General features: G+C 51.8%; 29 protein-coding genes and 1 pseudogene. 5 read left to right on the forward strand and 25 right to left on the reverse strand.

Annotation, left to right across the window (positions count from 1 at the left end):
* Positions 1-168 precede the first annotated feature (168 nt).
* The 9 genes from cheZ to EVX52_RS18305 all read right to left on the reverse strand — a co-directional run bounded on the left by cheZ (position 169) and on the right by EVX52_RS18305 (position 9,399).
* Positions 169-813, reverse strand: a complete 645-nt coding sequence (gene cheZ, locus EVX52_RS18265) for a protein phosphatase CheZ (protein WP_129952752.1) — start codon at positions 811-813, stop codon at positions 169-171.
* Positions 814-823: 10 nt separating this feature from the next.
* A complete protein-coding gene (cheY, locus tag EVX52_RS18270; RefSeq protein ID WP_095922326.1) occupies positions 824-1,213 on the reverse strand; it encodes a chemotaxis response regulator CheY in 390 nt (129 codons plus the stop codon).
* 46 nt (positions 1,214-1,259) lie between these two features.
* Positions 1,260-2,309 (reverse strand): chemotaxis response regulator protein-glutamate methylesterase, encoded by a 1,050-nt coding sequence (locus EVX52_RS18275; protein WP_129952751.1) that lies wholly within the window; start codon positions 2,307-2,309, stop codon positions 1,260-1,262.
* Positions 2,309-3,181: a protein-glutamate O-methyltransferase CheR gene (gene cheR / locus EVX52_RS18280; RefSeq protein WP_129952750.1), complete on the reverse strand. Its 873-nt coding sequence runs from the start codon at positions 3,179-3,181 to the stop codon at positions 2,309-2,311. The genes EVX52_RS18275 and cheR overlap by 1 nt, the downstream gene beginning before the upstream one ends.
* A 62-nt stretch (positions 3,182-3,243) precedes the next feature.
* The gene (locus EVX52_RS18285; RefSeq protein WP_129991817.1) at positions 3,244-4,911 is read right to left on the reverse strand and encodes a methyl-accepting chemotaxis protein; all 1,668 of its coding nucleotides are present in this window, start codon (positions 4,909-4,911) and stop codon (positions 3,244-3,246) included.
* A 121-nt stretch (positions 4,912-5,032) separates the two neighbouring features.
* On the reverse strand, positions 5,033-6,727 hold the full coding sequence (locus tag EVX52_RS18290) for a methyl-accepting chemotaxis protein (RefSeq protein ID WP_129991818.1): 1,695 nt from the start codon (positions 6,725-6,727) through the stop codon (positions 5,033-5,035).
* Positions 6,728-6,826: 99 nt separating this feature from the next.
* Positions 6,827-7,420: a hypothetical protein gene (locus tag EVX52_RS18295; RefSeq protein WP_129952747.1), complete on the reverse strand. Its 594-nt coding sequence runs from the start codon at positions 7,418-7,420 to the stop codon at positions 6,827-6,829.
* Between the two features lie 8 nt (positions 7,421-7,428).
* On the reverse strand, positions 7,429-7,725 hold the full coding sequence (locus tag EVX52_RS18300) for a hypothetical protein (protein WP_037034842.1): 297 nt from the start codon (positions 7,723-7,725) through the stop codon (positions 7,429-7,431).
* 198 nt (positions 7,726-7,923) lie between these two features.
* Positions 7,924-9,399 carry an MFS transporter gene (locus EVX52_RS18305; protein WP_129952746.1) on the reverse strand — a complete coding sequence of 492 codons (1,476 nt, stop codon included), beginning with the start codon at positions 9,397-9,399 and terminating at the stop codon, positions 7,924-7,926.
* 114 nt (positions 9,400-9,513) lie between these two features.
* Here EVX52_RS18305 and EVX52_RS18310 point away from each other — a divergent pair, with 114 nt between their 5' ends.
* Entirely contained in the window at positions 9,514-10,527 is a 1,014-nt protein-coding gene (locus tag EVX52_RS18310) for a helix-turn-helix domain-containing protein (RefSeq protein ID WP_129952745.1), read from the forward strand.
* Positions 10,528-10,595: 68 nt separating this feature from the next.
* Here EVX52_RS18310 and EVX52_RS18315 read toward each other — a convergent pair.
* Positions 10,596-10,877: pseudogene (locus EVX52_RS18315) on the reverse strand (type I-F CRISPR-associated protein Cas7f/Csy3); the annotation flags it as partial.
* 380 nt (positions 10,878-11,257) lie between these two features.
* Between EVX52_RS18315 and EVX52_RS18320 the strand changes: the two are divergent.
* The 4 genes from EVX52_RS18320 (at position 11,258) to EVX52_RS18330 (ending at position 13,780) form a co-directional block, all read left to right on the forward strand.
* Positions 11,258-11,575, forward strand: a complete 318-nt coding sequence (locus EVX52_RS18320; RefSeq protein WP_129991819.1) for a hypothetical protein — start codon at positions 11,258-11,260, stop codon at positions 11,573-11,575.
* 618 nt (positions 11,576-12,193) lie between these two features.
* On the forward strand, positions 12,194-12,367 hold the full coding sequence (locus EVX52_RS25330; protein ID WP_165385186.1) for a hypothetical protein: 174 nt from the start codon (positions 12,194-12,196) through the stop codon (positions 12,365-12,367).
* Positions 12,368-12,403: 36 nt separating this feature from the next.
* Positions 12,404-12,667: an XRE family transcriptional regulator gene (locus tag EVX52_RS18325; RefSeq protein WP_129991820.1), complete on the forward strand. Its 264-nt coding sequence runs from the start codon at positions 12,404-12,406 to the stop codon at positions 12,665-12,667.
* A gap of 39 nt (positions 12,668-12,706) precedes the next feature.
* Positions 12,707-13,780 (forward strand): acyltransferase, encoded by a 1,074-nt coding sequence (locus tag EVX52_RS18330; protein WP_129991821.1) that lies wholly within the window; start codon positions 12,707-12,709, stop codon positions 13,778-13,780.
* A gap of 91 nt (positions 13,781-13,871) precedes the next feature.
* Here the strand turns inward: EVX52_RS18330 and EVX52_RS18335 are convergent, their stop codons facing one another.
* From EVX52_RS18335 to EVX52_RS18415, 15 genes are all read right to left on the reverse strand, one after another.
* Positions 13,872-14,081, reverse strand: coding sequence for a hypothetical protein (locus EVX52_RS18335; RefSeq protein WP_129991822.1), 210 nt, complete (start codon positions 14,079-14,081; stop codon positions 13,872-13,874).
* 861 nt (positions 14,082-14,942) lie between these two features.
* Positions 14,943-15,539: a YmfQ family protein gene (locus tag EVX52_RS18345; RefSeq protein WP_129991824.1), complete on the reverse strand. Its 597-nt coding sequence runs from the start codon at positions 15,537-15,539 to the stop codon at positions 14,943-14,945.
* Entirely contained in the window at positions 15,536-16,681 is a 1,146-nt protein-coding gene (locus EVX52_RS18350) for a baseplate J/gp47 family protein (protein WP_129991825.1), read from the reverse strand. Before EVX52_RS18350 ends, EVX52_RS18345 begins: the two co-directional genes overlap by 4 nt.
* A 3-nt stretch (positions 16,682-16,684) precedes the next feature.
* Positions 16,685-17,119: a phage GP46 family protein gene (locus EVX52_RS18355; RefSeq protein ID WP_129991826.1), complete on the reverse strand. Its 435-nt coding sequence runs from the start codon at positions 17,117-17,119 to the stop codon at positions 16,685-16,687.
* Positions 17,116-17,700 (reverse strand): phage baseplate assembly protein, encoded by a 585-nt coding sequence (locus tag EVX52_RS18360; RefSeq protein WP_129991827.1) that lies wholly within the window; start codon positions 17,698-17,700, stop codon positions 17,116-17,118. Before EVX52_RS18360 ends, EVX52_RS18355 begins: the two co-directional genes overlap by 4 nt.
* Positions 17,697-18,758: a phage baseplate assembly protein gene (locus tag EVX52_RS18365; RefSeq protein ID WP_129991828.1), complete on the reverse strand. Its 1,062-nt coding sequence runs from the start codon at positions 18,756-18,758 to the stop codon at positions 17,697-17,699. The genes EVX52_RS18360 and EVX52_RS18365 overlap by 4 nt, the downstream gene beginning before the upstream one ends.
* Positions 18,755-20,161, reverse strand: coding sequence for a DNA circularization protein (locus EVX52_RS18370; RefSeq protein WP_129991829.1), 1,407 nt, complete (start codon positions 20,159-20,161; stop codon positions 18,755-18,757). The genes EVX52_RS18365 and EVX52_RS18370 overlap by 4 nt, the downstream gene beginning before the upstream one ends.
* A 46-nt stretch (positions 20,162-20,207) precedes the next feature.
* On the reverse strand, positions 20,208-22,043 hold the full coding sequence (locus tag EVX52_RS18375; protein ID WP_129991830.1) for a hypothetical protein: 1,836 nt from the start codon (positions 22,041-22,043) through the stop codon (positions 20,208-20,210).
* A 109-nt stretch (positions 22,044-22,152) separates the two neighbouring features.
* On the reverse strand, positions 22,153-22,746 hold the full coding sequence (locus EVX52_RS18385; protein WP_129991831.1) for a phage tail assembly protein: 594 nt from the start codon (positions 22,744-22,746) through the stop codon (positions 22,153-22,155).
* 2 nt (positions 22,747-22,748) lie between these two features.
* A complete protein-coding gene (locus EVX52_RS18390; protein ID WP_095921538.1) occupies positions 22,749-23,117 on the reverse strand; it encodes a phage tail tube protein in 369 nt (122 codons plus the stop codon).
* A 9-nt stretch (positions 23,118-23,126) separates the two neighbouring features.
* A complete protein-coding gene (locus EVX52_RS18395) occupies positions 23,127-24,611 on the reverse strand; it encodes a phage tail sheath subtilisin-like domain-containing protein (protein ID WP_129991832.1) in 1,485 nt (494 codons plus the stop codon).
* A complete protein-coding gene (locus EVX52_RS18400) occupies positions 24,611-24,814 on the reverse strand; it encodes a DUF2635 domain-containing protein (RefSeq protein WP_129991833.1) in 204 nt (67 codons plus the stop codon). Before EVX52_RS18400 ends, EVX52_RS18395 begins: the two co-directional genes overlap by 1 nt.
* 16 nt (positions 24,815-24,830) lie before the next feature.
* Positions 24,831-25,376 (reverse strand): ATP-binding protein, encoded by a 546-nt coding sequence (locus tag EVX52_RS18405; RefSeq protein WP_129991834.1) that lies wholly within the window; start codon positions 25,374-25,376, stop codon positions 24,831-24,833.
* Entirely contained in the window at positions 25,373-25,717 is a 345-nt protein-coding gene (locus tag EVX52_RS18410) for a hypothetical protein (protein WP_129991835.1), read from the reverse strand. The genes EVX52_RS18405 and EVX52_RS18410 overlap by 4 nt, the downstream gene beginning before the upstream one ends.
* A gap of 2 nt (positions 25,718-25,719) precedes the next feature.
* Positions 25,720-26,010: a hypothetical protein gene (locus EVX52_RS18415; RefSeq protein WP_129991836.1), complete on the reverse strand. Its 291-nt coding sequence runs from the start codon at positions 26,008-26,010 to the stop codon at positions 25,720-25,722.
* Positions 26,011-26,012: the final 2 nt, after the last annotated feature.

Genomic DNA, 26,012 nt, shown 5'->3' on the forward strand with positions numbered 1-26,012 from the left:
ATTCAATGACGCAGGGATAGCATGACAAAAGCGGCGCAGTCTGATGGGTGAATTAGAGAGGGAAAATGGCGGCTATTCAGCAGATGAATTTATGTAAAAAAATTCCAGATAAGGAAAACACCCCTCAGTGCGATACGGAAGGGTGTTTATGGCGGACTGGCAGACACATTAAAAACCTAATGAGTCCAGCAGATCGTCTACCTGTTCTTGTGAGGCCACCACACCGACACCGTTGGAATCAAGTTGCGGGCCGTTCAGCAGGCTGTCGTTTTCACGTTTCGCTTTAACCTGTTGTTCAGGAATATTTTCCATCAGCACCATTAACAGCTGATTTTCGATTTCCTGTACCACGGTCATCATACGTTTGATCACCTGACCGGTCAGATCCTGGAAGTCCTGCGCCATCATGATTTCCATCAGCTGAGCGTTGGTGAAACTGGTGTGCTCAGGGATTTCTTTCAGATAGCTGCGGGTGTCAGTGACCAGCTCGCGGGCATCCGAGAGTTCAATCGGATTTTCAAACCATTCATCCCAACGCTTATCGAGTTTCTTCGCGGCAGATTCAAGTTTATTCTGGCGCGGCTGCGCGGCCTCCACACAGTTCAGGGCACGTTCAGCCGCCTGAGCGGTCATGGTGACCACATAATCGAGACGATCGCGGGCATCCGGGATCGCTTCGGCTGCCTGAGCAATGGCCTGATCCAGGCCAAGTTCACGCATGCTGTCACGCAACATACGGGTCAGTTGCCCAATGCGGGCGATAATATCGCCCGCGGTTGCTGCATCATTTGCAGGCATTGGTATCTCTGCCATATACGGACTCCTACATGCCCAGTTTTTCGAAGATTTTGCCCAGTTTTTCTTCCAGCGTGGCGGCGGTAAAGGGTTTAACCACATAACCACTGGCCCCGGCCTGTGCGGCGGCAACGATGTTTTCTTTCTTCGCTTCTGCGGTCACCATCAGCACCGGCAGTTTGGACAGCGCACCGTCAGCACGGATGGTTTTCAGCAAATCCAGACCGTCCATGTTGGGCATGTTCCAGTCGGATACCACAAAGTCAAAACCCCCGGCGCGCAGTTTGTTCAGTGCATCAACACCGTCTTCCGCTTCTTCAACATTGTTGAAGCCCAGCTCTTTTAGCAGGTTGCGCACGATACGACGCATGGTAGAGAAATCGTCTACTACCAGAAATCTCAGATTTGGATCGGCCATGTTTTATCTACTCCTAAGGTTTGCTACCCAGCACAAGGCTGAAAAATTAAATACGTAATGCCTGACCGGCTGATATTTGCGCCAGCATCCGCTGGCTGATTTGGCTCAGATCCACCACTTCGTTTACGCCACCCGTGGCGATAGCCTCACGAGGCATACCAAATACCACACAACTGGCTTCGTTTTGTGCAAGGGTGTAAGCCCCGGCGCGGTGCATCTCAAGCATGCCGGCGGCGCCGTCATTGCCCATTCCCGTCAGGATCACCCCGACGGCATTGCGTCCGGCAAACTGTGCCACCGAACGGAATAAAACGTCGACCGACGGACGATGGCGGTTCACCGCCGGACCGTCGTTCAACTTAACCTGATAGTTAGCGCCACTGCGCGCCAGTTCCATGTGTCTGTCACCGGGTGCGATATAGGCATGGCCCGGCAGAACACGTTCACCGTCTTCGGCTTCTTTCACCGTAATCTGACATAACTTGTTCAGACGATCGGCGAAAGAACGGGTGAAACCCGGTGGCATATGCTGAGTGATCATCAGCGCCGGACAGGTCGGCGGCAGCGGCTGCAGCACGTGACGGATAGCTTCTGTACCGCCCGTCGATGAGCCGATGGCAATCAGCTTTTCACTGCTCAGCAGCGGTGTATGGCTGAGAATGCGCGGCTGATCAAGATTGACGCTTTTGTTCAGACGCGCTTTGGAGGCGGTACGGATTTTATCGGCAATCATCTCGCTGTAGGCCAGCATGCCTTCGCGGATCCCCAGTTGCGGTTTGGTCACAAAGTCAATCGCGCCAAGTTCCAGTGCACGCAAGGTAATTTCCGAGCCTTTACCGGTCAGTGAAGACACCATCACCACCGGCATCGGGCGCAGACGCATCAGCTTTTCCAGGAAATCCAGGCCGTCCATGCGCGGCATTTCAACATCCAGCGTCAGCACGTCCGGGTTGAATTTTTTAATGAGATCACGCGCCACCAGCGGATCGGGGGCGGTCGCCACCATTTCCATATCCGGATGGCTGTTGATGATTTCAGTCATCAGCTGACGCATTAACGCCGAGTCATCGACGCTCAACACTCTGATTTTATTCATTACCTCTCCTTGGCGAGGCCATAGACAGTCTGACCGCGCAAATAAAATTCCCGGCTGATTTGGCTGAAGTTTTCGGAGTGTCCGGCAAACATCAGGCCCCCCGGTTTAAGTAACGGAACAAATCGGCGTAAAATTTTCTCCTGCGTTTCTTTATCGAAATAAATCATCACATTGCGGCAGAAAATTGCATCAAACGGACCGTTAAGCTGCCACTGGTTTGCCAGCAGATTCAGCTGCTGGAAAGCCACCATCTGCGCCAGTTCAGGGCGCACACGCACCAGGCCGCTGTGCGGGCCTGTGCCTTTGAGGAAAAATTTCTGTAACTGCTGCGGGCTGAGGGTTCGCAGCTCTTCGAGGCGGTAAACCCCGGCGGTGGCTTTTTCCAGCACCTGCGTGTCAATATCACTGGCCTGAATACGGCAGCTTGCCATTTTCGGCCCCAGCGCTTCACTCAGCGTCATGGCGATGGAATACGGTTCTTCGCCCGTTGAGGCCGCCGTACTCCAGACGCTGTAATTATTCGGACGCGAACGGGCATGTTCCGCCAGGATCGGGAAGTGATGCGCTTCGCGGAAAAATGCCGTCAGATTGGTGGTCAGTGCGTTGATAAACGCCTGCCATTCCGGGCTGTTGCTGTCGTTTTCCAGCAGTGCCATATAGCTGGTGAAATCATTCAGCCCGAGTATCCGCAACCGCCGTACCAGGCGGTTGTAGACCATTTCGCGTTTGTGATCCGCCAGCACAATACCCGCGCGCTGATAAATCAGCTCGCTGATCCGGCGGAAATGGGTATCAGACAGCGGTAAACGCTGGATCATCTGTGCCATGATCGAGGTGTTATCAGCACTCATTGGCGAGCCTGGTTGATTCATGGTGCAGCTCCATTAAATGGACAGGTGGTGTAACGGGTACCCAATTCACTCTTCATCCGATGTCAGAAGGTTTCCCAGTTATCTGCCGATGCCGCACGTGCGGTGGTCGGAAGTAACGCAGGCTGTGCCACCTGGCGGGGCGTAAAGCCCGGAGCCTGTCCGCTGCGGCGTAAGGCACTGTCCGCGGAGGACAGTCGGAATACTGATACCGCACGGGTCAGATTTTCAGACTCGATTTCCAGCGCATGTGTGGAAGAAGCGGCCTGCTGAACCAGTGTGGCGTTTTGCTGTGTCACCTGATCCATTTGAGTTACGGCAATCGATACCTGTTCGATACCGCGACTTTGTTCATCAGACGCCGAAGCGATTTCACCCATAATGTCGGTGACGCGGGTAACAGCCCGAACAATGTCATCCATGGTATTTCCGGCAGATTCCACCAGTTGGGAACCCTGACTGACGCGGCTGACAGATTCATCTATCAGCGCTTTAATTTCTTTCGCCGCCTGTGCGCTGCGCTGTGCCAGACTCCGCACCTCGCCGGCCACGACCGCAAATCCACGCCCCTGTTCACCGGCACGTGCCGCTTCGACTGCGGCGTTCAGGGCCAGTATGTTGGTCTGGAATGCAATGCCATCAATGACGCTGGTGATCGCACTGATTTTCTTCGAACTGCCAGCGATGTCATTCATGGTTTTCACCACATTGCTGGTCAGTTCACCGCCCTTTTCAGCCGTATTCGACGCATCACGCGCCAGCTGCGAGGCCTGCCGGGCATTTTCGGCATTCTGTTTCACGGTGGCGGTCAGCTGTTCCATGCTCGCTGCGGTTTCTTCCAGCGCCGACGCCTGCTGTTCAGTGCGTGAAGATAAATCGGTGTTGCCCGCCGCAATCCCTTTCAGGCCGGAGAACATGGTGTCCGCGCCATGACGCACGGTACGCACGGTTTCTGCCAGCGACGTTTGCATCTGTTGCAGGCTTTCCAGCATGACTTTAATTTCGTAACGCCCTTGCGCAATGATGGGGGATGAAATATCACCGGCTCCGATGCGGTCGAAATGTCCGCGCATAATGGTCAGCGGTGTAAACAGAATGCGGCGGGTCACAACCAGCGCCAGTGCCGTCAGGGCAATCAGCAGCACCAGTACGACGGAGGTGTTGATCATGACATTCTGGTAAGACGCCGCCGTTTGCATTTGCGCTTCACGGAAGCGGGCGCCGACGTAATCGGTGTAATCACCCACATCTTTCTGGAACTGATCCTGGTACTTTTGCGCCGGACCGTTCAGAAAACCATTCATGTCGCCGGCGGACAGCAGATCAGTCAGTGTCTGCAACATATCGTGCAGTTGCTGATAGCTCGCTTTGTTCACGGCGGTCAGCGCAACGGCTTTTTCTGTTCTGCGTGGCAGTGCCGGAAACGCAGCGTAAGCCTCTTCTGCTTTTTTCAGGCTGGCTTTGGCATCTGACATCAGCTGAGTGATATTTTCCTGGGGCTGTTTCAGCGCCAGACGCGTTGCCGCGCGGTTAAGGGTATTACGGGTCTGCAACAGATATGACCAGGACTGGCTGAGCGCATCACGCTGTTCAGCGGTGTTGGATATCTGCTCAAAATTCAATTTATCCGTGTGGGCGGCGTGCAGCGATAACCCGCTGTTAACCAGTTGCATAACAAAGAACACTATCAATAACAAAAACATGCAGGTGGACACACGGATGTGCTTAAACATGGATAACCTCATTAGGTGCCAGCCCAGACCGGCACCTTTATTCTTATACCCTGCATACTCAGGTCTGCATTTGCGTTAACGGCAAACCTGATTATTTCGGGTTGCGATGTCATATACGTACTTAGAAAGTTTCCCAGTTTTCGGTTAAATCTGCCCCCTGCGCTCCACCGTTACCGGCCTTAGAACCTGACAGGTTCGGAGTCAACAGAGGCAGTCTGCCCGAAGAAGCCGGGTTCTGGCGCACGTTGTTATTTGTGGTCTGACTCAGCGTAAACACGGCCACTGATTGCGTCAGCAGGCTCGCCTGCTCTTCCAGCGCCGCCGAAGCGGACGCGGACTCTTCAACCAGTGAAGCGTTCTGCTGCGTCACCCGATCCATTTCAGTGATAGCCTGTGCGACCTGCTCAATCCCGCGGCTTTGTTCATCGGATGCCGAGGTGATTTCGCCCATAATGTCAGTCACACGAGTGACGGCATTCACCATGTCATGCATGGTTTCGCCGGCACTTTCCGCCAGCACTGAACCGGTATTAATGCGGCTGACAGAATCATCAATCAGCCCTTTAATTTCTTTTGCTGCCTGCGCGCTACGCTGCGCCAGGGTACGGACTTCACCGGCCACAACCGCAAATCCGCGGCCCTGCTCGCCCGCACGCGCCGCTTCAACGGCGGCGTTCAACGCCAGAATGTTGGTCTGGAAAGCAATCCCGTCGATCACACCGGTAATGTCAGTGATCTTTTTCGAGCTGCTGGCGATGTCATTCATGGTATCGACCACGTTTGCCACCACTTTCCCGCCCTTCTGTGCGGTTTCGGACGCGCTCAGTGCCAGCTGGCTGGCCTGACGGGCGTTTTCCGCGTTCTGTTTCACGGTCGCGGTCAGTTGTTCCATGCTGGCAGCGGTTTCTTCCAGCGCAGACGCCTGCTGTTCCGTACGTGACGATAAATCGCTGTTGCCTGCGGAGATTTCGCTTGCGCCGCTGTAAATGGCATCAGCGCCGTGACGTACGCCAGAGACCGTGCGGATCAGTTCGTCCTGCATGTACTTGAGACTATCGGCAAGCTGGCCGATTTCATTACGGCTTTTCACGACTATTTCGTGCGTCAGATCACCGGTTGCAATTTTACGTATGGTATCGACGATATTTTTCAGCGGATGGATCAGGATGCGTTGCACGCCAATCCAGGCAAGCAGGATGAAAATTGCCAGCACAATCAACACAGTGCCCAGCATCCACAGAGCATGCGTGAAGGAGTTCTCACTGACCTTCACCGCATCGTTATACAAACGGTCGTTCTGATCGATATAGGTGACGAACGCTTTTTCGAAGTTGTCCTGATACTGCTGCGTCGGTTGTTCGAAGAAGTCATTAATACGCCCCAGACCAATCAGCTCAATCAGTTCCGAAAGCGCATCATGCAGCACCTGATATTGCTTTTTGGCATCGGCGGCAAATTGCGGATTCTGGCTGGCATCGACCGGGATTTTTTGATAATTGGCAAAGTGCTGCTCAGCGATTTGCAGATCTTTGGTCGCGGTATCCGTCAGTTCTTTGACCGTTGCACCGCTGCCCATCTGGTTTGCGTCGAGCATAAAACGGATACCCGCGCGGTTGAGGGTGTTACGGGTTTGCAGGAGATAAATCCAGCTGGCATTAAACTCTGCCTGCTGTAAACGGATTTGCTGAGAAGTGGTGAAATTATCTTTGTCAGTCTTTAACGATTTAAAGAACAGGCCGCCGGATACCAACTGTAAAGCACCGAAGACCACCAGTAAGATCACGATGCCCGTGACCACTTTCATACGGTTAAACATGTTGTTCCTTTTCAAATGAGAATTATCTGGAACAGTTATCGGCAGGGGAAACAGGAACTTTATGTGATCGGGATCGGATTTTTTCGGGGGGGAAGGATATCAGGCGACGGTGGCGACAAAACTCTTTAACACTGCGATGCGTTGGGCATCCGGATTGATCAGAAGGTCGTGATGAATCATCAGCACCACACCTTTAAGTAATTCTGTGGTGTTATCGATTTGGGAAAGGGTTTTGAGCTTTTCAATATCATTACCGATTTCCCGCCCTTTCAGGGAAAGGCGCTTATTAGCCAGACCGGTCGCCAGCTCTGACGTCAGCAAGGTCACCAGATGCAGGGCGGCTTCCGGATTTGATGCCAGTTGATGAATGTAATACTTCAGCAGTAAAGGCACAAAATCAGGGGTTGCCCCCAACTCCGCACTCGCCATATTTAACAGATCAATCATGTGCGCAGGCACACGGGTTTCCACCGCTTTGCGCTGTCTCTGCAACTGCTTTTTGATGGCAGGCACAGACTGATAAGGGATCACCGCAACGCTGTCGCAGGTTTTACATACGCCCGCGATGATATTTTTCACCATACCGCTGCCGTCATCAAACGGCACATCGCGCAGCTGATAGCTGACAATGCGAAAAGCCTCACACACGCCACACATCGCCTTTTTCTCGTCCCCGACTTTATAAATAATCATATTCTTCCTTAATGATGAACGCTGATAAAAACACTGGTGGGCTCTGTAAAATACCACTTGATGTACCAGGGTACTCCGGCACTACTGACGGTGATGATGTGGACATCAATACTGCTGTCAAAATGGTAGGGGCGAACCTGATAATTATCTCCGGATGCCCTGCCGATTAAGGCAGCCACTTCAAAGGGCGAGATGTCACCCGTACTTAACAAATTCTTAAGCTGAATCCCGCGTCTTGCCTCAAATTCAATATTTCCATTCTTCAAACATTCAATCACCTTCCATTTGATCTCTCTGAAACTCATGAGGCCCCAATGTACGCCAGTTGTCGTACTTAATCAAATTATCATTTTGCATCACGACTCTTTCCGTGAATCCCCGTTCCACAGGGCTATCACGCCATATTCAGTCAGAAGATGCACAGGGAAAGTGATTATTTTTCAGGCAAATGGAAGGCATCACGCAAAAATGCGCTGCATGATATGCAACGCTGATTTGTAAACTCAGGACGGCTCGCAAGTCACTGTTTTACGCCGCCCCTTGTCGTTAAAAAGCCAATAACTGAGGAGCGCCAGTACCCAGACGCCAGCCGCGCCATAGATCAGAATACCGGCGAATCCTTGCGTCAGCGCCTGTGCAACCTGCCCGCTTTGCAGGGTTTCAATGACTGATCCGCCTGCGATACGCTCTGCCAGCAAAGAGAGATCCCTTTCAGCAGGCATTAATTCTTTCAGGCTGGCGGTAATTCCCGTCACAAGCAGGATTCCCATCAGCGCAATGTTAATCGTCAGCGTAATCAGCCGGGCACTGATATCAATGCCCGAGGCCATTCCCGCACGGTTTGGCGCAACGGAGCCGGTTGTGGTATTGGTGACAGGCGTATTGGTCAGCCCCAGCGCGATACCTGCCAGCAACGCGCCCGGCAATAAGCTCAGGTGATGAAGGACCGCGATTTGCATCAGCATAAACCCTGCGCCCAGGGTGAATAATCCCAGCGGGATCACGCGTGACGCGCCAAAACGTGCCGTCAGTTTTTCACCGAGCGGCGGCATCAGCAACGTGGGTAACGTATAAGCCAGCAATGCGGTGCCGGTGGCGACACTGCCATAACCCAGCGCGCCCTGATAATACACGGGCAGGTAAATCATCAACGGCCAGAAGCTGAAATTCATCCCGACCGATCCCATCAGCGCACCAGAAAATGCCCGGACGCGGAAGACCGAAAAATCAAACATCGGATGTGGATGGTATTTTTCAATCCGGATGAACATGACCGCGCTGACGGCAGTTGCCAGCAAAACAACACCGGCTGTGACGCTGCTCCAGCCCAGGCTGCCGCCCTGAGTAATGAGAAAGGTCGCACCCATAACTGTCACCGAAAGGGTTATCAGACCGCCAAGATCCAGTTTTTTGGCCTGTTCATCACGGGATTCCATCACGTTTTTCAGCGCCAGTATCAGGGTCAGGACGGCGATAAACACGTGAACCAGAAACACCCATCGCCAGCTCAGCCAGGCGACCAGCGAGCCGCCGATGATCGGGCCGAAGCCTAATCCGAAACCAAACGTAATTCCCCAGGCGGCAAACGCCTGACTGCGCGCTTTCCCTTGCGGAAACTGCGTTGAAAGAATGGCAATCAGACAGGTCAGCATGGCACCGCCGCTCAGTCCCTGAAGAAAACGGCCTGCGATAAGCCATTGTGCGCTTCCCGCGAGACCACACATCAGCGAGGTCAGTCCGAACGCAGCAATACTGATGATAAAAACACGCTTACGACCATAACGGTCTGCCAGCGTACCGATCGCCATCAGTACCGTGGTGCAGGCGAGCGTATAAGCGTTCATGATCCACTGAAGCTCGCGGAAGCTGGTATGCAGTTCCCGTTCGAGTACCGGTGATAAGACGGGGACACTGGAAATTTCCAGCCCCGACATCAGGGCGGCCAGACAAACGGCCATCAGGGCGAGTGTGTTTTTCATGCTTAAATCCTGCGGGGATAAGAGAGGCTTAGCATGGAAGATTGGCGGCAGAGTAGAAATCTGCCTGTGTGCCATGTATCGTCAAGATTATGCCAACCTGATGGTTATCCTGTTATGCAAAAAGTTGATCTGCCACTGATGTGTTCTCCGCGTTATCCCGCTGCGCCCAACCGGCGACTGGTATTGCTGGCTTATGAGTGTCTGTGCACTTTCGAGTTCGGGATTGCCGTCGAAGCCTTTGGACGTGCCGATGAACTTACCGGCGAACCGTTGTACGCGTTATCCGTCGCATCGGTCGAAGAAGGAACTTTCGGCGCACAAGGCGGCGTGCGGCTGATGGTGGACGGCGGGCTGGAACTGCTGGAAGACGCCGGCACAATTGTCATCCCCGGCTGGCGAAGCATACATGAACCGGCTTCTGACCGGCTGATGGCTGCACTGCAAAAGGCTCACCATAACGGGACACGAATTGTGTCGATCTGCGCAGGAAGTTTCGTGCTGGCCGCTGCGGGTTTGCTGGACGGTAAACGGGCGACGGCGCACTGGAACAGCACCGATGCACTGGCGAAGAAATTCCCTGACGTGCAGGTGGAGCATGGCATGATTTATGTCGATGAAGGCAACATCATTACTTCTGCCGGAGGTGCGGCGGGGGTCGATGTGTGTCTGCATCTGATCCGTCGTGATTATGGTATTGAAGTCGCTAACCGTACGGCGCGCCGCATGGTGACTCCGCCGCTGCGCGAAGGCAATCAGGCTCAGTTGATCCGCCAACCGGTACCGCGGCAACAGACAAAAACGCTCGCCCCGTTGCTCGATGACTTACGCGGCCACCTTAATACGCCGCTGGTGATTGATCAGCTCGCCGCGCAAGCCGGAATGAGCCGCCGCACCTTTCTGCGCCGTTTCCATGATGCGACCGGTACCACACCGGGCGAATGGATGCTGAACGTGCGGCTGGAAAAAGCCTGCGCACTGCTGGAAAACGGCACATTAAGCATTGACCGCGTCGCCGAACAGGCCGGTTTTGGATCACCCGAAACCCTGCGCCATCACTTCCGCCAGCGGCTTGGGATGACACCGACAATGTGGCGCAAGGAATCAGCCGAAAGAAGTCTGCCGGGATGAACGGGGGGCCCGCAACGTTGGGCCTGCCCCTGGCCATCGCCTCAAAACCACGGCACTGTTGCCACTGCACTCAGCCCCTCCTCAATGACAGCCGCCAGTTCAGCCAGATCACCGGTTGGCTGGCTGAACTGACGCAGGTTGAATTTGTCCGCCTCAAATTCCCAGCACTGCGTATTATGCGTAACATGAACGGCAATGCCTTGCGCGCCAATCCGGTTACGCCAGAGGAAACGCCCGTTAGCAAGGTTTTCTGCATAACGGGCCGCCAGCGTGACAAAGCCATGTTCAGAGCGATAACCATCAATCACTGCCGCGAGAGCGGCCTGATAATCCTGATCGTTACACACTGACTTTCTAAGCTGCCTGTACGGCAGCAATGCGAAAACTCAACTTAAACCTTAAAAATCATATATATAAATCACGTTTCCACTTCAAAACGCATGCTTTTAAATGTTAAATAAATTCCTTTCATTTCATATAGTTGAAAATGGTTTTGGGGAGGCTTTTTTGGATGTGGTGGAGCTTGCAGAATAGATTTTAAATCCTGCGTGGTATCTAATAAATTTAACAAGATACATGTTTTATTCATAATAAATGCGTAATGTTAACCCCTTTGATGTCATGCAGTTATAATTGCTAGCTCTGCAGAATTATGAAGGTCTTGCGAAGAAAAAACTCTTGTAGGCAACATTCTTCTGTCCCGTTTAAAATCTTTTTGGGTATATAAAATATGCAATATAGTTACGGATGGGAAAAATTTCACTCTGCAGTTCTTACTCTGGCTGGCCCTGGTTCTCAAGCTCAAAGACTTAGTGATGCCTTCGTTTTCAGTCTGAGTCATATCCGGCCAGAGGAGAATCTTCCCGAACAGCTTCGAGCCGATTTTGGTGTGTTGATGCTAGCTTTGATACAGAAACAAGCTGTTGCAGATGAGGGGAATGCACAGGCTACTATTTTTGCAATGGACGAATTTGAAATTCATCAATCGATTTCAAAGATCATCGGGCTTTATGATTCTCTCTGCAGAGAAATGCCCAAGGACTACTGAGTTGTAGGCTCAATACGTATATTCGGTATTGAGCCATTTTTTCAAACAATGCACATTAATGCACATCCATGTTTTTTCAGTAATTTATAAATATTGTATTACTACCACTGTTCACCACAATGCACCTCAGTGAAATATCTATGCCCACTGATGCCCCATACCCCTCCTCATATCACGTAACCCATATTCATCATGAAATAACTCTTATCGTCGCCGTGATGATCTGTGTAATCACGAAAGCATGTTTGATAGCGCGCTATCCAGTCGTTCGCCTCCTGCTTGGACCAGAAGTGATTAAGCTTCGCTAACTCTGAAACGAATCGACCCGTTGTCACAACCTGGCCGCGCTTATGATCTCGCGTGATGCTCCTGACAAATGCCTCTCTGATGTCTGAATTCTTTGGCATAGATTCCCTTAATAAATACTGCTCATGCATACAGTATAATCACGATAATTTTAAATTGTGAAGTTTAAAAACCGGGGAAATCTCAGGTGCCTGATCAACAACAAAAGAAACTTAAGTGGAGTATTTAATTGACAATTAGCACCATTGGGGCTATATTTTATTTCATGAGGTAGCGGATAAGCCGCAGCCCAGCCCCGAAAGGATGAGCGAGATGACAAACGATATGACCACCGCAGAGCTTGAAAAAATCCACGCCGAAATCGCCAAATTAATGGCAGAGACGGCGAAGATTAACCGGGAAACAATGTGGTATCCGGTAGCTCTCGCAACAGGCTTGATTGGTGCGGTCGCGACGGTAACTACCATCATCGTGAAATTCATTTAACAAGGGCCCCGAAAGGGGCTTTTTAGCAGGTACGCAATGAGACTGATAAACGAGTACACCCCGCCAACCCCGGAAGAACTGGAGAAGCTTAAAACTGATCTTGGCTATACTGGCGCGCAAATGGCTGACTTGGCTGGCGTTGCCAGTAACAGTCAGTGGCGGAAGTACACTGGCGGGGCTGAACCGCGCGCCATGTCTCCGCATATTCTTTTTTTTATGGCTGCGCAACTAACATTAACCGATGCAGAAACGCAGCGAGTGATAGACAAAATGAAAGATATTGGAGCCAATATATTGTGAATAATCCCATTAAAAACAGTTAATAATGGTATCGGTTAAATGATAAAAAACGTTAATTTAGATATTCAGGCCTTACGCGCAGTTGCTGTATTTATGGTTATTGGTCAGCATTATAGGAATAGGCTCCCTACACCATTATGGTATCAGGAAATACTTAACCATGTGTCCTTCCTTGGAGGAGTGGACATTTTCTTTGCTATCTCTGGCTATCTAATGTGTACCACATTATTCCGTGACGTATCTAATAACGGTAAAAACATCACTACATTTTTATCATTTTTTAAAAGAAGATTCTTCCGTCTAATGCCAGCAGCCATATTCTGGGTCTTATTCACTATTTTTATCGCAACATTTTTTACAGTTATAAAAACAAATATTTCAGATGTTGTATCTAGTGGTATAGCTGCACTGTTTGGATATGCAAACATATTTTGGTATGGATGTTTTTCTGGCGTATATGAATGTGGAAGCTACGATTTAAATGTTGTTAACTGGTCTTTATCTCTAGAATGGCAAATGTATTTAGTTCTTGCTGTGGCCGTTTTTTTACTTAATGCTAGATATTTGATTGCTTTTTTATTGCTTGCATTTATTTCGCATTCTTTTATATCAGCTCATGATAATGTTTTGACAGGTGTGGCTTGGTGGTTCAGGCCGCAAGCATTTTCCCTTGGAGCTTTAACATTTGTTCTTGGGATTAAATGCAAACTACCCATTCCATTAAGATTGTTATCTCTAACCATGGTGCTATTACTCCTAATTGTATCTCTGAACTTTAGCAATGAATACAAATACATCTCAATAGGCGTTTTCGGATGGCTTTGCTTCTTCACGACTATTTCAGAAAGAAAAATAATAACATCGAAAAATAACATATTAGTATTAATTGGAGAAAGATCGTACTCAATTTACCTTTGCCACATGCCAGCAATATATACAGTAAAACAAGTTACTTACTCTATTGGGACTCACTTAAATTTCACCATTGGCACCGCTACCACCCTAATACTAATGATTTTTATTACTTTTTTTTACTCTGAGGCTTCATATCGATTCATAGAACTAAAGTTCATTAAAAAGCGATATCTAGCAGATGGTAATCAACATCGTTGAACATATGGGTTGCATGTAGCAACCCACCGAGCCGCGTATAATTCCGTTACCCTAACTGACCTTTGAAGTTATGTAGCAGTCCACATGAGAGCTACTCATCTATAACGCTCTCTGAATTAGTGAAAGCTTCATCGTAATAAAACAACCCATCACCTTTATTATAATACATCCCAGTTTGGCAGAGTATTCCATCTAATATTTCTATCAAATAATAACCTTCAATTTGAAATGTTTCATCAGCAACAATAGTGTTTACGACTAATATTTTTTCATTTGCTATAAGAGCATAACTCTTAATCATTATGCGTACTCCTCGATTATTATGCAGCCGTTAGCCCCTTTACCCGCACCGTATGAAGACTGACCAGCTGTACTTCCCGCACCTCCCCCGCCTGGGAAACCGCCAGCATCGCCACTTGATGAAGAGTGAGACAGCCCCCCGTACGATGAGAATGCAGCTCCTCCGGTGCCTCCAAATAGAACCCCGCTATACACCCCTTGCCCCGATTGCCCATTTGACGACAGAATTGTAGAGGATGGGGCTGTTGCGCCGGCGCCTCCTCCCGATGGCGAACCGCTGATGCCTCCGGGACATGTAATATATGTACCAAATGATGACGCACCGCCTGATCCGCCTGCAGTGGATGAATTAGCACCGCCTGCCGTTCCGCCGCTTCCAACTGTGACAGAAATAGTTGTACCTGCTGGGATGCTTATCCATGACTCAGCGTACGCCCCTGCACCGCCTGCCGCCCCCCCAGTCGCCGATGAACCTAAAACCCCTGCGCCACCCCCGCCGGCGCCCCAAATTTTAACTCTGACCTTGGTTGTCCCTGGTGTAGGTGTATATAGCGCACTTGAGAGAAAAGATTTTGGTGCTGAAAGTAAACGCCCTGGCCCCGTTAGCAGTTTAAGAGCGGCCAGCAATTGAGCATCATTCGTTGGATCCAAAGTTAGTCCGGCATTAGTTACCACATTCGAAATTTCTCGCTGAACCGTGTTTAACCATGCGGCATCAATTATTGTTGGTGGTGTGCCTGCAGCCACATTTCCGTTCGTCCATTCTCCGCTAGCATTTGCCGTAGAGGTAATACTCCCAATCTTTTGCATAGAAATGTCCTCGCCAATTAAGGCGCTTATTTTATTTTCCGGATATTAATGATTAGTTGGCGTAACCAAATAATACGATGGTATGTGATGGTGCCAATTTACTTAGGCGACATTCAAGCCGCTTATTACCCCACGAACGCAAGGGATCGCTGGCATAAGATTGCCCAGCCTGAGCGTAGGTGATAGTGGTTGAAGGCGCGGTAACCAGCCAGGTAAACGGCCAGTCATCGCCATTCAGGGCATCACCGCAAACTGACATGCCGGCTCTGGCCTGACGAAAAAAAGTGATAGTAATGTCATACCCCATGGCCTTAGCCACACCGATGAAATAAGCGGCGGACTGACCACCGGTGCTGAATAGCTTCGACACAACCGATTTTTGTCGGATCGCAATACTGTCATTTTCCCCGATGGCGCAGTCATCCGGAAGCCCGAGTGTTTTCTCCCAGTCAGTTAACATGATGGTCGCTGTCGCCGGGAAAGCACCCGTTAACAGCGTTACGGCAGCATCATCACTCTGTTGGTATGACTGGGCCAGAGCCCGTAAAACAGCAGTTTGAATACCATCCGCCTTGCGCGGCCACACCAGCCCAACTGGCAGTAAATTCTGCAACGCAGATGTGTAATCTTCTAAAGTAAACCGGCTCATGTGTACGTCACCGTACCCCTTACCGGAAGCTGCCCGGTCGTTGTGGTGATATTTACCGAGGGAGAAGTCAGTATAAAACCGCTCGTGCCGCTGACATTACTGATTGCAATCAGCAGATCAGACAGATAAATCGTAGCCCCTTGTGGATTTCCGGATTCAAACAGTACGCCATCAATCGCTGCCGCAATCGCGGACGTTGTTGTGCTGTCAGCCGATGCCAGACCGTTAATCGTAAAATTGATGGCTGTTTTAATCGGAGAACAGACATAAACCAGCGCAGTAACAGGTTGAATGGGGTAAATGTGGTCAGCGACCCTCTTCTGATCTCCAGTTGCCTTTGTTCCTGACCAGCTGTCCAGCGAAGATATGCCGTCCGTACCGACGGGAAATCCGTTATTCGACGTGTCATTTCCATCTACCATAATGTACACGCCGACGGTACCCGCCCCCATGAGCCTGCGCACGGTCCATGCACGCGTCACGCCTGATACGGCAAGTGCCCAGGCTTCGTAATCATCATCGTTTCCGCCCTGAGGCGTATTCTGATAGGCCAGCAGTGTACGCGATCTAAAAGCATCTTCCGTTTCGATATCCGCACCGTCAGTAATGTCCATGCTGATGGTTGCCGTCGAATCGACACCTGAAATACTGACATCCAGTGTGAGTTTGGTGCCTGCCGGGGTATTCCCTGCATCGCCGCCGCCCGTCGGGTCGTTATTAGGATCGGGAAGCACCGCAGTGATTGCGCCTGTTGCTGTGCCATCCGGTCCGATATCTATCTCCGCATCTGTCGTGTACTGATAACCGTCACCCCGGTTTAATACCGTCCCCGCCGGAAGAGTTGCATCTACAGTGCCGGTGAAAAGGGTAGCGTTGTTTGTCCCGGCATTGGCCGCTTTCTGCGTCACGCTTTTTAAGGCGGCCCAGCCCGCAAGATTTTCATCCGTCGCGCTCCACGGCACTGACTGCTTTGCTATCCAGTCAAGATAGCCATAATGGAGGTAAGCCAGACCCGCATCTGCCGTTCCGAGGATGTTAAGATTTGAAAACCGTAAAGGTGTGCCTGTTACTTTTAATTCTGATTCAATCGCGGCGAGGTTACGCGCGCGCAGCTCGGTGAGCGTTGGCCGGTTATATGGCATCGGTTAAGACTCCCAGACCCAGAAATAACGCTTCGACACAGCGTCCTGTCCTGGTTTTTGGTAGGTGATAAAAAGGTTAAGGCGGTTCGGATACACGATTTGTGTAACGGGCGTAATACTGGCGACCACTCCGTCATCCGTAAGCCACTTCAACGCCTCGGCGGCGAAGTCCTGCGCTTTGTTTGCAACGGCCAGCGTCAGTTTTTGTCGGTTCAACAGCCAGAGCCGCGAACCGATTGGATAATCCTGATCCTGGTCGCCCCACCAGCCGCGGCGGTTATCGCCATCGTATTCGTCATCTTGCCGTGCCAGCCGGTCAGTAAAGAGGCTGATTAAAATGGCCGTTTCAAGGTCATCGCCCGACAGCAGGTCACCGGATGCCTCAGCCCAGTCACCAACGGACTGTTCAGCATTCCAGAGTGTTGTGATGTCCGTCATTGAACCTGCTCCCCCGGTTTTTCACTGGTTGGCGATGAGCTGCCGCTTTGCACGTTTTTCACGACGTGATTGTGCGTGTTGTAGGTATCGCGCAAATTTTTCAGCGTGGTGGTGTTACTCCCCGCGTTATCAATGATATCGCCAGAACACTTTAAAACAGGGGTATCAGCAAAAATCTCTTCTGAAGCAACGATGGTGACGGTGGTTGAATTAATGACTTTGACGGGCTGACCGTTTGCATCAACTTCTATCCCCGTTTCGGTGAGTTTGATGTGCTGCCCCCACTGGTCATAAATAATGGTTTCACCCGGACTCAGGCCTGTTTTGCGGCTGCCCTTATGACCGGAGGCGATCACTACCGCGTTTGAGCGGTCACCGCCAAGGTAGGCAATCAGCACGTCAGCTCCCGCCGGCAATGAAGAGGAGAAACCGAACTCCATCAGGCGGGGCGTATCGCTGCGCACTTCAAGCGGCGTCTGATACTGCACTTTCTGGATCCCGCCATCATCATTCGTCAGTGATACACTGCCCACTCCGAGCATCATCATTGCCCGGCGGTAAAGCGTGTTGAGCATTGTCATCTGTTCAGCTCCTGAATGACGTTGTAAAAACGATATGGCTGAACCGAGAATGCCGCTGGCGGCATCAGCACCATCTGCGCCACCGTTCCCTGGTCATCTTTGATAAATGTGACTTCTGCCAGCAGCCATAGCACGTCATTGATGCCCATCTTGGGGATGTTGACGGGTATCAGGGTATTGGGTTCCCACAGCTTGCCCGCGCTGTCGCGCCAGTTATCAATTGTGACCTGCAAAACCTTAGAGCGGCCATAACGCCGGTTCATTTCCCAGTCAATCGCCTGCTGTGCCAATTCGGTGGTGTTCATGGTACTTTCGACAATGATGATCCGGTTCCGGTACCGCATTTTGGCAACATCCGGATCATTCGCTGTGGCTTTGGTCACGGCACCATAACCGCTGTCATCGACCAGCGGGTTAACCGTCATTGAGACTCCGGTGTATTCGGAAAACCGTTCATCAATCGAGGTCTCGTAGGCCGCTGCTTCAATGTTGATACCCTGTGCCACGCCGCTGGCTGCTTTTCGGGTACCGACGCGGGTCAGGTAGAGGCTGCCATCAGGCAGGTCATAGTAGAGAAGCGCCGCCCAGCGCGTGACACGGTCAATGATTTCCTGCGAACTTTCTCCCCAGTTCAGCGTGAACTGAGGCACATTTTGCATATCAGTGACGTCGCTCGACACGGTGATCCCATACGGCGCGGCCAGGCGCTGCGCAATCTGCAACGGGGTAGCGCCGGTGATCACGTTGTTGTCCCATTTGGCAGAGCAGTCCACCAGGTCTTCGCACTTACTGCGCCCCGTTGCCCGGACTTCGTGCCTTGAGGCGGAAATCATCGGCGCCCACCGGTCGATGTAGCCGGTAATGACCGTATCGCTCCCAAGCTTTACCACACAGGCATCGCCTTCTTTGACCAGTTGCTGACCATCACTGCCGGGAAATTCATCCATCAGCGAAAGGTCAAAATCACTGGGAAGGTGGTCGATGCTTCGGGTCACGCGGACAGAGTCCCAGCCGGAAAGCACCTTACCACCCACGGTTAACGTCATTTCATCATTCATGAAGAAAGCGCCCTGAAAGAAAGCGGCATAAATGCCGGATGGACAGGATCGGCCATTTTTATCAGCCCTTCAGTCCGGCCTGCGTCCTGATACAACCGGTTTGCCAGATTAAGTGCGGGAAGCGCCGCGCTAAATGTCACGGTGGTCACGTTCGCCAGCTGCGCCCCTTTCTCCTGAAGCGTCGTTTTGACCGTTGTTTTAAGGTCAGACATCTCACTGAAGACATCGTCATAACCGGCATCAGCCGCCGCAAGTGACACCGTATCGATCACGCTGACCAGGCGCTGAAGAAGTTCAGCAGCATCGTCATAGCTTACGGGCTCGTAAAGAGACGCCGCATAGGCCATTGCGCCAGCACTTAGCGTGATGAGGTAAATATGTGCCGCAGAAGCAATGCTGCTGTCGCTGCTGTCCGGCCGGTAAGTGGCATCCGTGAACGTAGACAGCGTTTCAAACAAGCGAACCAGATCCAACCCTTTTGCCTCACTCGACAGTAATGCATTAATCACATCCTGCGCGCCGCTGGCATATGCCGCTACGCTGACTGACTCCAGAAGGCTGGCCGTTATATCCTGAACTTCTGCCCGGTTTTCGACTGATGCCGCCATTTTCTGCGAAACCAAAAGGTCATAATTATCCGTGTCCGCCGTCGTCGTCGTGGTATTTGTCGCGCCCGACGCATTCCCGCCAACATCGCCCGTGTTATAACGCCCATAACGGCTACTGCCGAACGTGGATTTCAGTGTATTGCTGAGATTCGTCGCCTCATTTGCCGTGCGGGTCACCATGCTGGTCCAGAAGGAAACCGTGCTTTTAAGCGTTTTTATTGCCTGCGTCACCGTGCGTAAATCAGAATTAACCTCCGCAATAAACGTGGCTGCCGTTTTAGCCGCCAGCGCCAGCCAGGACGTCTGAACCGTTGAAGCGGCTGAGACAGCTCCGGTCACAGCAAAAACCCGAAGGCCTGACTCAATCACGGTGAGAGAGAATTCAAAGACGCGTTCTGAATCTTTGCTTTCCCGCAGTTTAAGCCCGCCGTCAGGGATACTGACCGTCAGTTCGCCCAGCGTAGGATGCACCAGCGTGCCAGCACCCGCGCTTTCACAGGCGGCAATAAGATTATCCCGCTGTGTCATGACATCAGCTGCGCTGTAGATCAGGCTGGACTGGATAATGAATCCGTTTAAGGTCAGGCGGCGGGTAGAACGCCCCAAATCTTCGACCCAGACCGTATCGCGATAGGGGTATTCATGGACGGCCTGCCGGCGGCCAAAATTGCCATCCGCATCAATAATCGCAAAGGGCACGCCGCGAAACGAAGCCGGATGAATATGGTCCTGCCAGTTCCAACTGTCGCCAGAAAACCCTAACAGCGAAGACAGCGCATTTTGTAACAGTGGCATCCTGTCCTCCAAAAGGAAAAACCCGCCGAAGCGGGAGGGTTGATATTTATGGCATCGACATTGCTGTGGTAACTTTCCCACCCGTACCAGAGACTTTTTTGCGTTCTCCGGTTCGCTCATTAATCAGCGTCAACTCGATTTCACTTTTATTTTCTTTCAATGATTTGGATAAAGCGTCAGCAAGTTGTTTCATGTCAATTCCACCGCCAGATATTCCATTAGATCCGGCTGCAGACGCGTTGATATTTGGCTCATTCCCTTTGCCTGTCTGGTTAATTTCATAGTTCCCTGAATATCCTTGCGGTACTCTCCAGCGGGGATCGGTCATCGATGTATTGATACCATTATCAATATCAGTTTCGCTGTAGGGCTGACTTCCATTTTCATGGCGGATCATGGCTGTCATCAGGCGCTTTAGGGTGGCTGGGTCGCTCAAATCCAGTTTTTCATGTGCGCCAAAGCCCGTATCTTTTGTCACAGCATTGATATAGGCCTGTGAATCGTTTTCGCTGGACGGGGCGTAAGTGCGGATGATGCCATAAGGCGTATCATTCCCTCTGCTCCCATACAACTGTAATTGCCTGCTCATCGCTGCCAGGCCATCGTTCGGGTTACTGAAAATTGGAAAACCGCCATCGCTGGCGACAGCATTCGGCGCTGACCGTAAATTGCCAGGATTATTGTTACGGATACCCCGGGCATTATTATTACCAGGTTGATTGAACGATAATGGCGGCACTACGGAAGATGGCGGCTGCTCATACATCGCTTGCACGTCTTTTTGAAGTTGATGGGCCTGATCGGTCGGTCCATACCAGCCATGCAATTTTTTCTTTAGATCATCATCCAAATAACCTATGTTCACTCGAGCCTTTTCAGGCAGAGTCAGGGTTTTCTTAAATTCTTCGTCTTTTGATGCCCTTCTGAGCAAATCATAATCCTGATCGGTATTTCCACCCATACTGAAAAAATGTGCCACCGAATACTTGTCACCGTTTTTCATGAGGTCAGATATCTGATCGGTCTGCTCCTTAACGAAGCTACTCTGTCCGAGCCATGCCTGAGATTTCATCAGCATGCCATCCCACGATGCTGAAATCTGATTGACCTGGTTACGGAATGCGAGGGCGTTCTGTATATCCTTATCAGAAAAAATCAGCCCGTCACGCTGGGCCTGATCTTTAAGGCGCTGGACCTGATCTGTGCTTTGCCGCAAAAAGTTTAATAGCTCTGGCGGGAACTGCCCGATCTGCGCAATCACTGCCTGTCTTGCCGGTGTCTGTTTCAACATGGCCTTATTCAGGTCATCCATCAGTTTCACAACATCAGCCATCCCTTCCTTGGTTTTGCTGATCTTTACACCCATCTGAGCCAGGAGCGCATTAAAAGGATCATCGCGGCCATTGAGCGCATCATTGGCACGCTGGTACAGTCCGGTAATAGCACCCTCCGCTGAATCACGGGTCGCCCCGTTTTCAATCATTGCCCCCGTCAACTCCTGATAGGCACGGGTTGTGGTGCCGATATTTTTGGCGGTAGTATCAATTTTGTAACCGGCATCCGCATATTCCTGAATTCCGGCCTTTATTCCATTGATCGCGGTGGCCAAGCCGCTTAACCCGAGAGTTAAACCGCCGACCATTTTCAGCGGCGGCACAAGGTCCCCGATAAACTGCACGCCGTCACGGGCATTATTAGCAAGCTTATTCAGCCGCCCGCTTATTTCGTCAAGCCCTTCAGCCGATCGGCGCCCCCCGAGCTGCACAACTTTTTGCGCATCATTGAGGTGGGGTGTCAGTTTCTTTACAACATCATCAATGTTCTGAATTGACTGAGAAACCTGATCGTCCGCTTTCAACTGGAAATCAAACACATTAGCCATTAATCGCGTTCCTTTAACTTATTGATGCGCAATGCCTGATCCCGCCACCAGTTGAGCTTCGACCACGTCATTCCCCAGCCTTGATCTGGCCCCCAGCCGTAGTAATACGTCACATCGGCGATGCGTTCACGCCACCTCCCGCCGTCGGGGAGAAGTTTAAAAAACCCAGCATGTAACCCTCGCAGCGTTTGTAGTCTGTAAACGGGAGACGGTTTATGACCTGCGTGGGAATGCCGGAGATTTCAGCGATAAGTGCGGACATCGCCGCCAGACCGCCTTTCACTGTCTGGGTTTTATAAAACTGGTCCACCTGGTCAAGACAGGGTTCACCAAGATCGATACCTGCCCAGTGTTGCTCCCCTTTTCCATCCTGAAGGGCTTTTGGCAGCACGATCACCGTGCTGCTTTCAACCGTCGTGACGGGTTCGGGAAGGTAATTTAAGAAGGTGAGAAGAAATACCTCACACTGCTTGAAAGTGGTAAACGGCATGCGCCTGACAACCTGCGGCGGTATCCCCGATAACAGCGAGATAAGGAGCCCCATCGCGGCCAGTGCTCCGTCCGCATTCTGCTTATCAAAGAACTGATTCACTTCGATGAGCGCAGGTTCATGCAGTGGAATGCTTTCCCAGACCAGTTTACCGCCGGCATCCGCCAGCGGTTTATCCAGAGGAATAACGATACTTTTTTCCTGCTCTTCCACGATCAGCTCTCCACGACTGAGAAGCTTTCCCAGCGGACATCGAACACGGCGTCTTCACTGTCGACTTCCTGTGATTCGACCGTCCACATCCCGGTGCCGATAATCGTTTTACCGTTGGCGAGTTCAGCCACCACGGTGACATCGGTCATGTCGTTAAAGTCCGCCACCGTGGTACCGCCGCTGTCGCGTACTTGGCATGAGATATACGGTGCGGAAGGCTTTTCCTTATAGCCATGGACACGGTCCATCCCAGTCAAGGTTTCACGTTTAACGGTTGAAGGACTGTATTTGAATTGCCCGGCGACCATGATTGTGACGCCATTGGTCGTCACCGATGCGGTGCCCGCCAGGCGGTTGGAAGTATCACCCATTTTTTTTCCTTACGCCGCGGCTTGCAGGCGGAACTGGTTAAGAAGTGCAAATACGCGCAGCTGGTTGATCAGCACGCCGTCCCATAACACGTCTACGCGGTTCGGGTTGGTCGTGCTTTTCATCACAATCAGACCGGCGGCGAAGGCTTTGGAATCCTGCACATAGCCGTTGTACTCCAACTGTGTGTACTGGGCGATCATCTCAGCGCGGATAATGTTCGGCGTCACAATCGCGGAACCCGGGGCGAAACGGGTACCGTCAGCGGCCAGCTTCATACGCGCAAATTTCGAAGTGATCTGCGTGCGGATAAAGCGGGTGACGAACATCAGCAGGAACAACGTTTCCACCTGCAGATAGCTATCGTCCGCATCACCGTATTTATTGGTCTGGTACGTGGTGATCAGGTTTTCCACCTGCACCGTGCTGTCATCAGCCACCGTGAAGGTCGAAATGCCGCTGTAAAGCAGGTTGTTGCGCTCGGTCAATTCGAAACGCGAAGCCAGTGGCGGCGCCAGCACGCCGGAAATCGTGAGCGTTTGCAGAGGACGCCCCGGATCGTTGCGCAGACTCCCCGCGACCGCACCCGTTGCAGCCGCTGCCCAGACATAAGCCGGCGTTGGTGAGTCATATACCCCCAGCAAAGTGGCATGCTGATCGTTGCGGGATTCGCCGAGCGTGGTCAGTTGTCCATAGGTGCCAGACACGGCCCCAAAGACGTGGCCATAAAGCTGTGAAGCGTAGCTCCAACGACCGGTGCTGTCCGACAGCAAGTTCTTCAGCGCATCGAGAGAAGTCGTATCAGTATAAGGTGTGACGATAAAATCAAAGGTCCGGTCGCCGAGGTTTGCCAGTGCTGTTGTCATGTCCGGTGACCCGGCACCACCCGTGAAGGCAGCGAGCGTAATACCCAGACCAGTCGGAGTAAATTCCCCACCTGCGCTACCCTTGTAATTCAGCCTTAAATCAATGCTGTTACCATGTGCGCCTTTATTTTTGGCCGTCAGTGTAATAACGCCGGCGGCCGATGCAGCCGTTACCGGCAACGCAATGGTGGCATTGATCGCCGCCGTCAGTGCTGTTGCCATCGTAGTCACTGTGTCGGTGCTCAACACTGTGGTCTGCACGCGCTGGCCTGCGACATACAGTGAAATTACACCGGTTTCACTCGGTGCGGTTGTCAGCGTAATGGTACCTGTCGCCGCGACCATGGATGAGCCATCCACCAGCGGGAGCAGGTAAATATCACCCGAAATATCATTTGCCAGGTATGCCGTAATCTGGTTATGAAGCATAGACCCGGCGCCATAAATCCCTGCGGTGTTCGAGGCTGATGATTCAATAACCGGAATATTTGGATTCACCGCAGCATTCGTCAGCATCTGACCAATAATAAGCGTGCGCTGGGTTGCCGTTGCGGTGTTCGCCTGCGAGTTATCGAACTCAGCAAAAAACAGAGGTGTCCGAAGGTTACTGGGGATCTGTTGAAAATTCATTAGCTCGCGCTCCCGGCATCAGTACTTTTTACAGCGGTTGTCAATTTCGCGGCGGCTGATGAAGCATCAACGGTGATAACGTCACCATCACGCAGCCGGCGATCCCAAAACGTGCTTTTAGCAACCTCTGCCCCTTCTTCGGGCAAAAAGGTGCCTTTAACCGGATCGCGCACAGTGCGCCCGGCTACGGGTTTTACAAACATGGGATACTCCAGAATGTTATTGAGGCAGGTCGATGGTGACGCCAACTTCCGGCGTGCCGTCAGGCTCGACAAGGGTGACGTCGATACCCTGAAGCGGGTCCGCTTCGATGGGGTAGAATTCTTCCGGGCCCTGGTAATACTCGATATCCAGTTCCATCAGTAGCTGGGCGGTATGCCCTTCGCCAGCGGCGCTGATATCAATCGTGGAACGCATCTGCAAAAACTGCTGAATTTGCTGGGTCAGGTCATAACTGTTAATCACTGCCCGCTCGATTTGTCCGCGCAGCTGCTCCAGCGCCTCTTCCGCTTTTACCGCCCCATTGTCCTGATCAAGGTCATCAAGCTCCTGCAGGCGACCGGTGATCCGGACGGTGGTCACTGTCGTAAACTGCGGTACGTTACGCCCGAGGGAATTTTTCAGATCGAAAGGGGTTTGCACGAGAATAGCGGGATACATATCCTCAGACGTCGGCCAGTCTCGCGGGGAATAAACCCGTTCAAGAGCATCTGTCTTCCCCGCAAGCGCGCTGATAACGAGCCCCCGCAAAGCTGCTGCATTCATACCTTCACCCTGTTAAGAATAAGCTTTGAGCCGCCGTGGCTGTCCGGCTGGATATCGGCGATGGTGAACAACGTGTTCACCGGCTCGCCGCCGACCGTGCCGATAAACAACCGGTCCCCCTTCTTCGGTGGAACGCGGAACTCACTGTCCAGCACACCCAGGACGGGAGACGTCGTGTTTATCGTGCTACCGTCATCCAGAGGTTCAACCTCCTGCGTATAGGCGCGGTCGAAAATCCCGCTGATGGTATAAGCCGCACCGCCCGCGGGTCGGAAATCAACCGGGTCACCAAATACGCCATGCAACGGCCTGAGCAAATGCCGATCCCAGTTGATTCCCATTATCAGGCTTCCCCGCTCTCGGATTTGACAACTGAAGGCGCGTCCGAGGTGATCATGGCCTGCCCATCAGCTTTTATGATGCTGACTTCCTGACCAGACGCCGCTTCCATTTCCTCTTTCACCGAATCCAGTGTTTTAACAAAGCCGGACGCAATAAGACGCTCGGCGTCATTCGGTGAAAGTTCAATGCGGGTGTTCTGCGTGTACTTCTCTCCGTCGTGACGAACGCTTTTCCCTTTGAGCACCACCACGGTGACCGCGTCAGCAGCCTCGGTTGTTTTATCTTTTGCCATGA

Source organism: Rahnella sp. CFA14(1/10) (assembly GCF_004195095.1).
Classification (GTDB): Bacteria; Pseudomonadota; Gammaproteobacteria; order Enterobacterales; family Enterobacteriaceae; genus Rahnella; species Rahnella perminowiae.

Excerpts from the sequence above, each read along its gene's own strand:
- cheZ (WP_129952752.1), bottom strand. The coding sequence starts at position 813 with ATGGCAGAGATACCAATGCCTGCAAATGATGCAGCAACCGCGGGCGAT.
- cheY (WP_095922326.1), bottom strand. The coding sequence starts at position 1,213 with ATGGCCGATCCAAATCTGAGATTTCTGGTAGTAGACGATTTCTCTACC.
- EVX52_RS18275 (WP_129952751.1), bottom strand. The coding sequence starts at position 2,309 with ATGAATAAAATCAGAGTGTTGAGCGTCGATGACTCGGCGTTAATGCGT.
- cheR (WP_129952750.1), bottom strand. The coding sequence starts at position 3,181 with ATGAATCAACCAGGCTCGCCAATGAGTGCTGATAACACCTCGATCATG.
- EVX52_RS18285 (WP_129991817.1), bottom strand. The coding sequence starts at position 4,911 with ATGTTTAAGCACATCCGTGTGTCCACCTGCATGTTTTTGTTATTGATA.
- EVX52_RS18290 (WP_129991818.1), bottom strand. The coding sequence starts at position 6,727 with ATGTTTAACCGTATGAAAGTGGTCACGGGCATCGTGATCTTACTGGTG.
- EVX52_RS18295 (WP_129952747.1), bottom strand. The coding sequence starts at position 7,420 with ATGATTATTTATAAAGTCGGGGACGAGAAAAAGGCGATGTGTGGCGTG.
- EVX52_RS18300 (WP_037034842.1), bottom strand. The coding sequence starts at position 7,725 with ATGAGTTTCAGAGAGATCAAATGGAAGGTGATTGAATGTTTGAAGAAT.
- EVX52_RS18305 (WP_129952746.1), bottom strand. The coding sequence starts at position 9,399 with ATGAAAAACACACTCGCCCTGATGGCCGTTTGTCTGGCCGCCCTGATG.
- EVX52_RS18310 (WP_129952745.1), top strand. The coding sequence starts at position 9,514 with ATGCAAAAAGTTGATCTGCCACTGATGTGTTCTCCGCGTTATCCCGCT.
- EVX52_RS18320 (WP_129991819.1), top strand. The coding sequence starts at position 11,258 with ATGCAATATAGTTACGGATGGGAAAAATTTCACTCTGCAGTTCTTACT.
- EVX52_RS25330 (WP_165385186.1), top strand. The coding sequence starts at position 12,194 with ATGACAAACGATATGACCACCGCAGAGCTTGAAAAAATCCACGCCGAA.
- EVX52_RS18325 (WP_129991820.1), top strand. The coding sequence starts at position 12,404 with ATGAGACTGATAAACGAGTACACCCCGCCAACCCCGGAAGAACTGGAG.
- EVX52_RS18330 (WP_129991821.1), top strand. The coding sequence starts at position 12,707 with ATGATAAAAAACGTTAATTTAGATATTCAGGCCTTACGCGCAGTTGCT.
- EVX52_RS18335 (WP_129991822.1), bottom strand. The coding sequence starts at position 14,081 with ATGATTAAGAGTTATGCTCTTATAGCAAATGAAAAAATATTAGTCGTA.
- EVX52_RS18345 (WP_129991824.1), bottom strand. The coding sequence starts at position 15,539 with ATGAGCCGGTTTACTTTAGAAGATTACACATCTGCGTTGCAGAATTTA.
- EVX52_RS18350 (WP_129991825.1), bottom strand. The coding sequence starts at position 16,681 with ATGCCATATAACCGGCCAACGCTCACCGAGCTGCGCGCGCGTAACCTC.
- EVX52_RS18355 (WP_129991826.1), bottom strand. The coding sequence starts at position 17,119 with ATGACGGACATCACAACACTCTGGAATGCTGAACAGTCCGTTGGTGAC.
- EVX52_RS18360 (WP_129991827.1), bottom strand. The coding sequence starts at position 17,700 with ATGACAATGCTCAACACGCTTTACCGCCGGGCAATGATGATGCTCGGA.
- EVX52_RS18365 (WP_129991828.1), bottom strand. The coding sequence starts at position 18,758 with ATGAATGATGAAATGACGTTAACCGTGGGTGGTAAGGTGCTTTCCGGC.
- EVX52_RS18370 (WP_129991829.1), bottom strand. The coding sequence starts at position 20,161 with ATGCCACTGTTACAAAATGCGCTGTCTTCGCTGTTAGGGTTTTCTGGC.
- EVX52_RS18375 (WP_129991830.1), bottom strand. The coding sequence starts at position 22,043 with ATGGCTAATGTGTTTGATTTCCAGTTGAAAGCGGACGATCAGGTTTCT.
- EVX52_RS18390 (WP_095921538.1), bottom strand. The coding sequence starts at position 23,117 with ATGGGTGATACTTCCAACCGCCTGGCGGGCACCGCATCGGTGACGACC.
- EVX52_RS18395 (WP_129991832.1), bottom strand. The coding sequence starts at position 24,611 with ATGAATTTTCAACAGATCCCCAGTAACCTTCGGACACCTCTGTTTTTT.
- EVX52_RS18400 (WP_129991833.1), bottom strand. The coding sequence starts at position 24,814 with ATGTTTGTAAAACCCGTAGCCGGGCGCACTGTGCGCGATCCGGTTAAA.
- EVX52_RS18405 (WP_129991834.1), bottom strand. The coding sequence starts at position 25,376 with ATGAATGCAGCAGCTTTGCGGGGGCTCGTTATCAGCGCGCTTGCGGGG.
- EVX52_RS18410 (WP_129991835.1), bottom strand. The coding sequence starts at position 25,717 with ATGGGAATCAACTGGGATCGGCATTTGCTCAGGCCGTTGCATGGCGTA.
- EVX52_RS18415 (WP_129991836.1), bottom strand. The coding sequence starts at position 26,010 with ATGGCAAAAGATAAAACAACCGAGGCTGCTGACGCGGTCACCGTGGTG.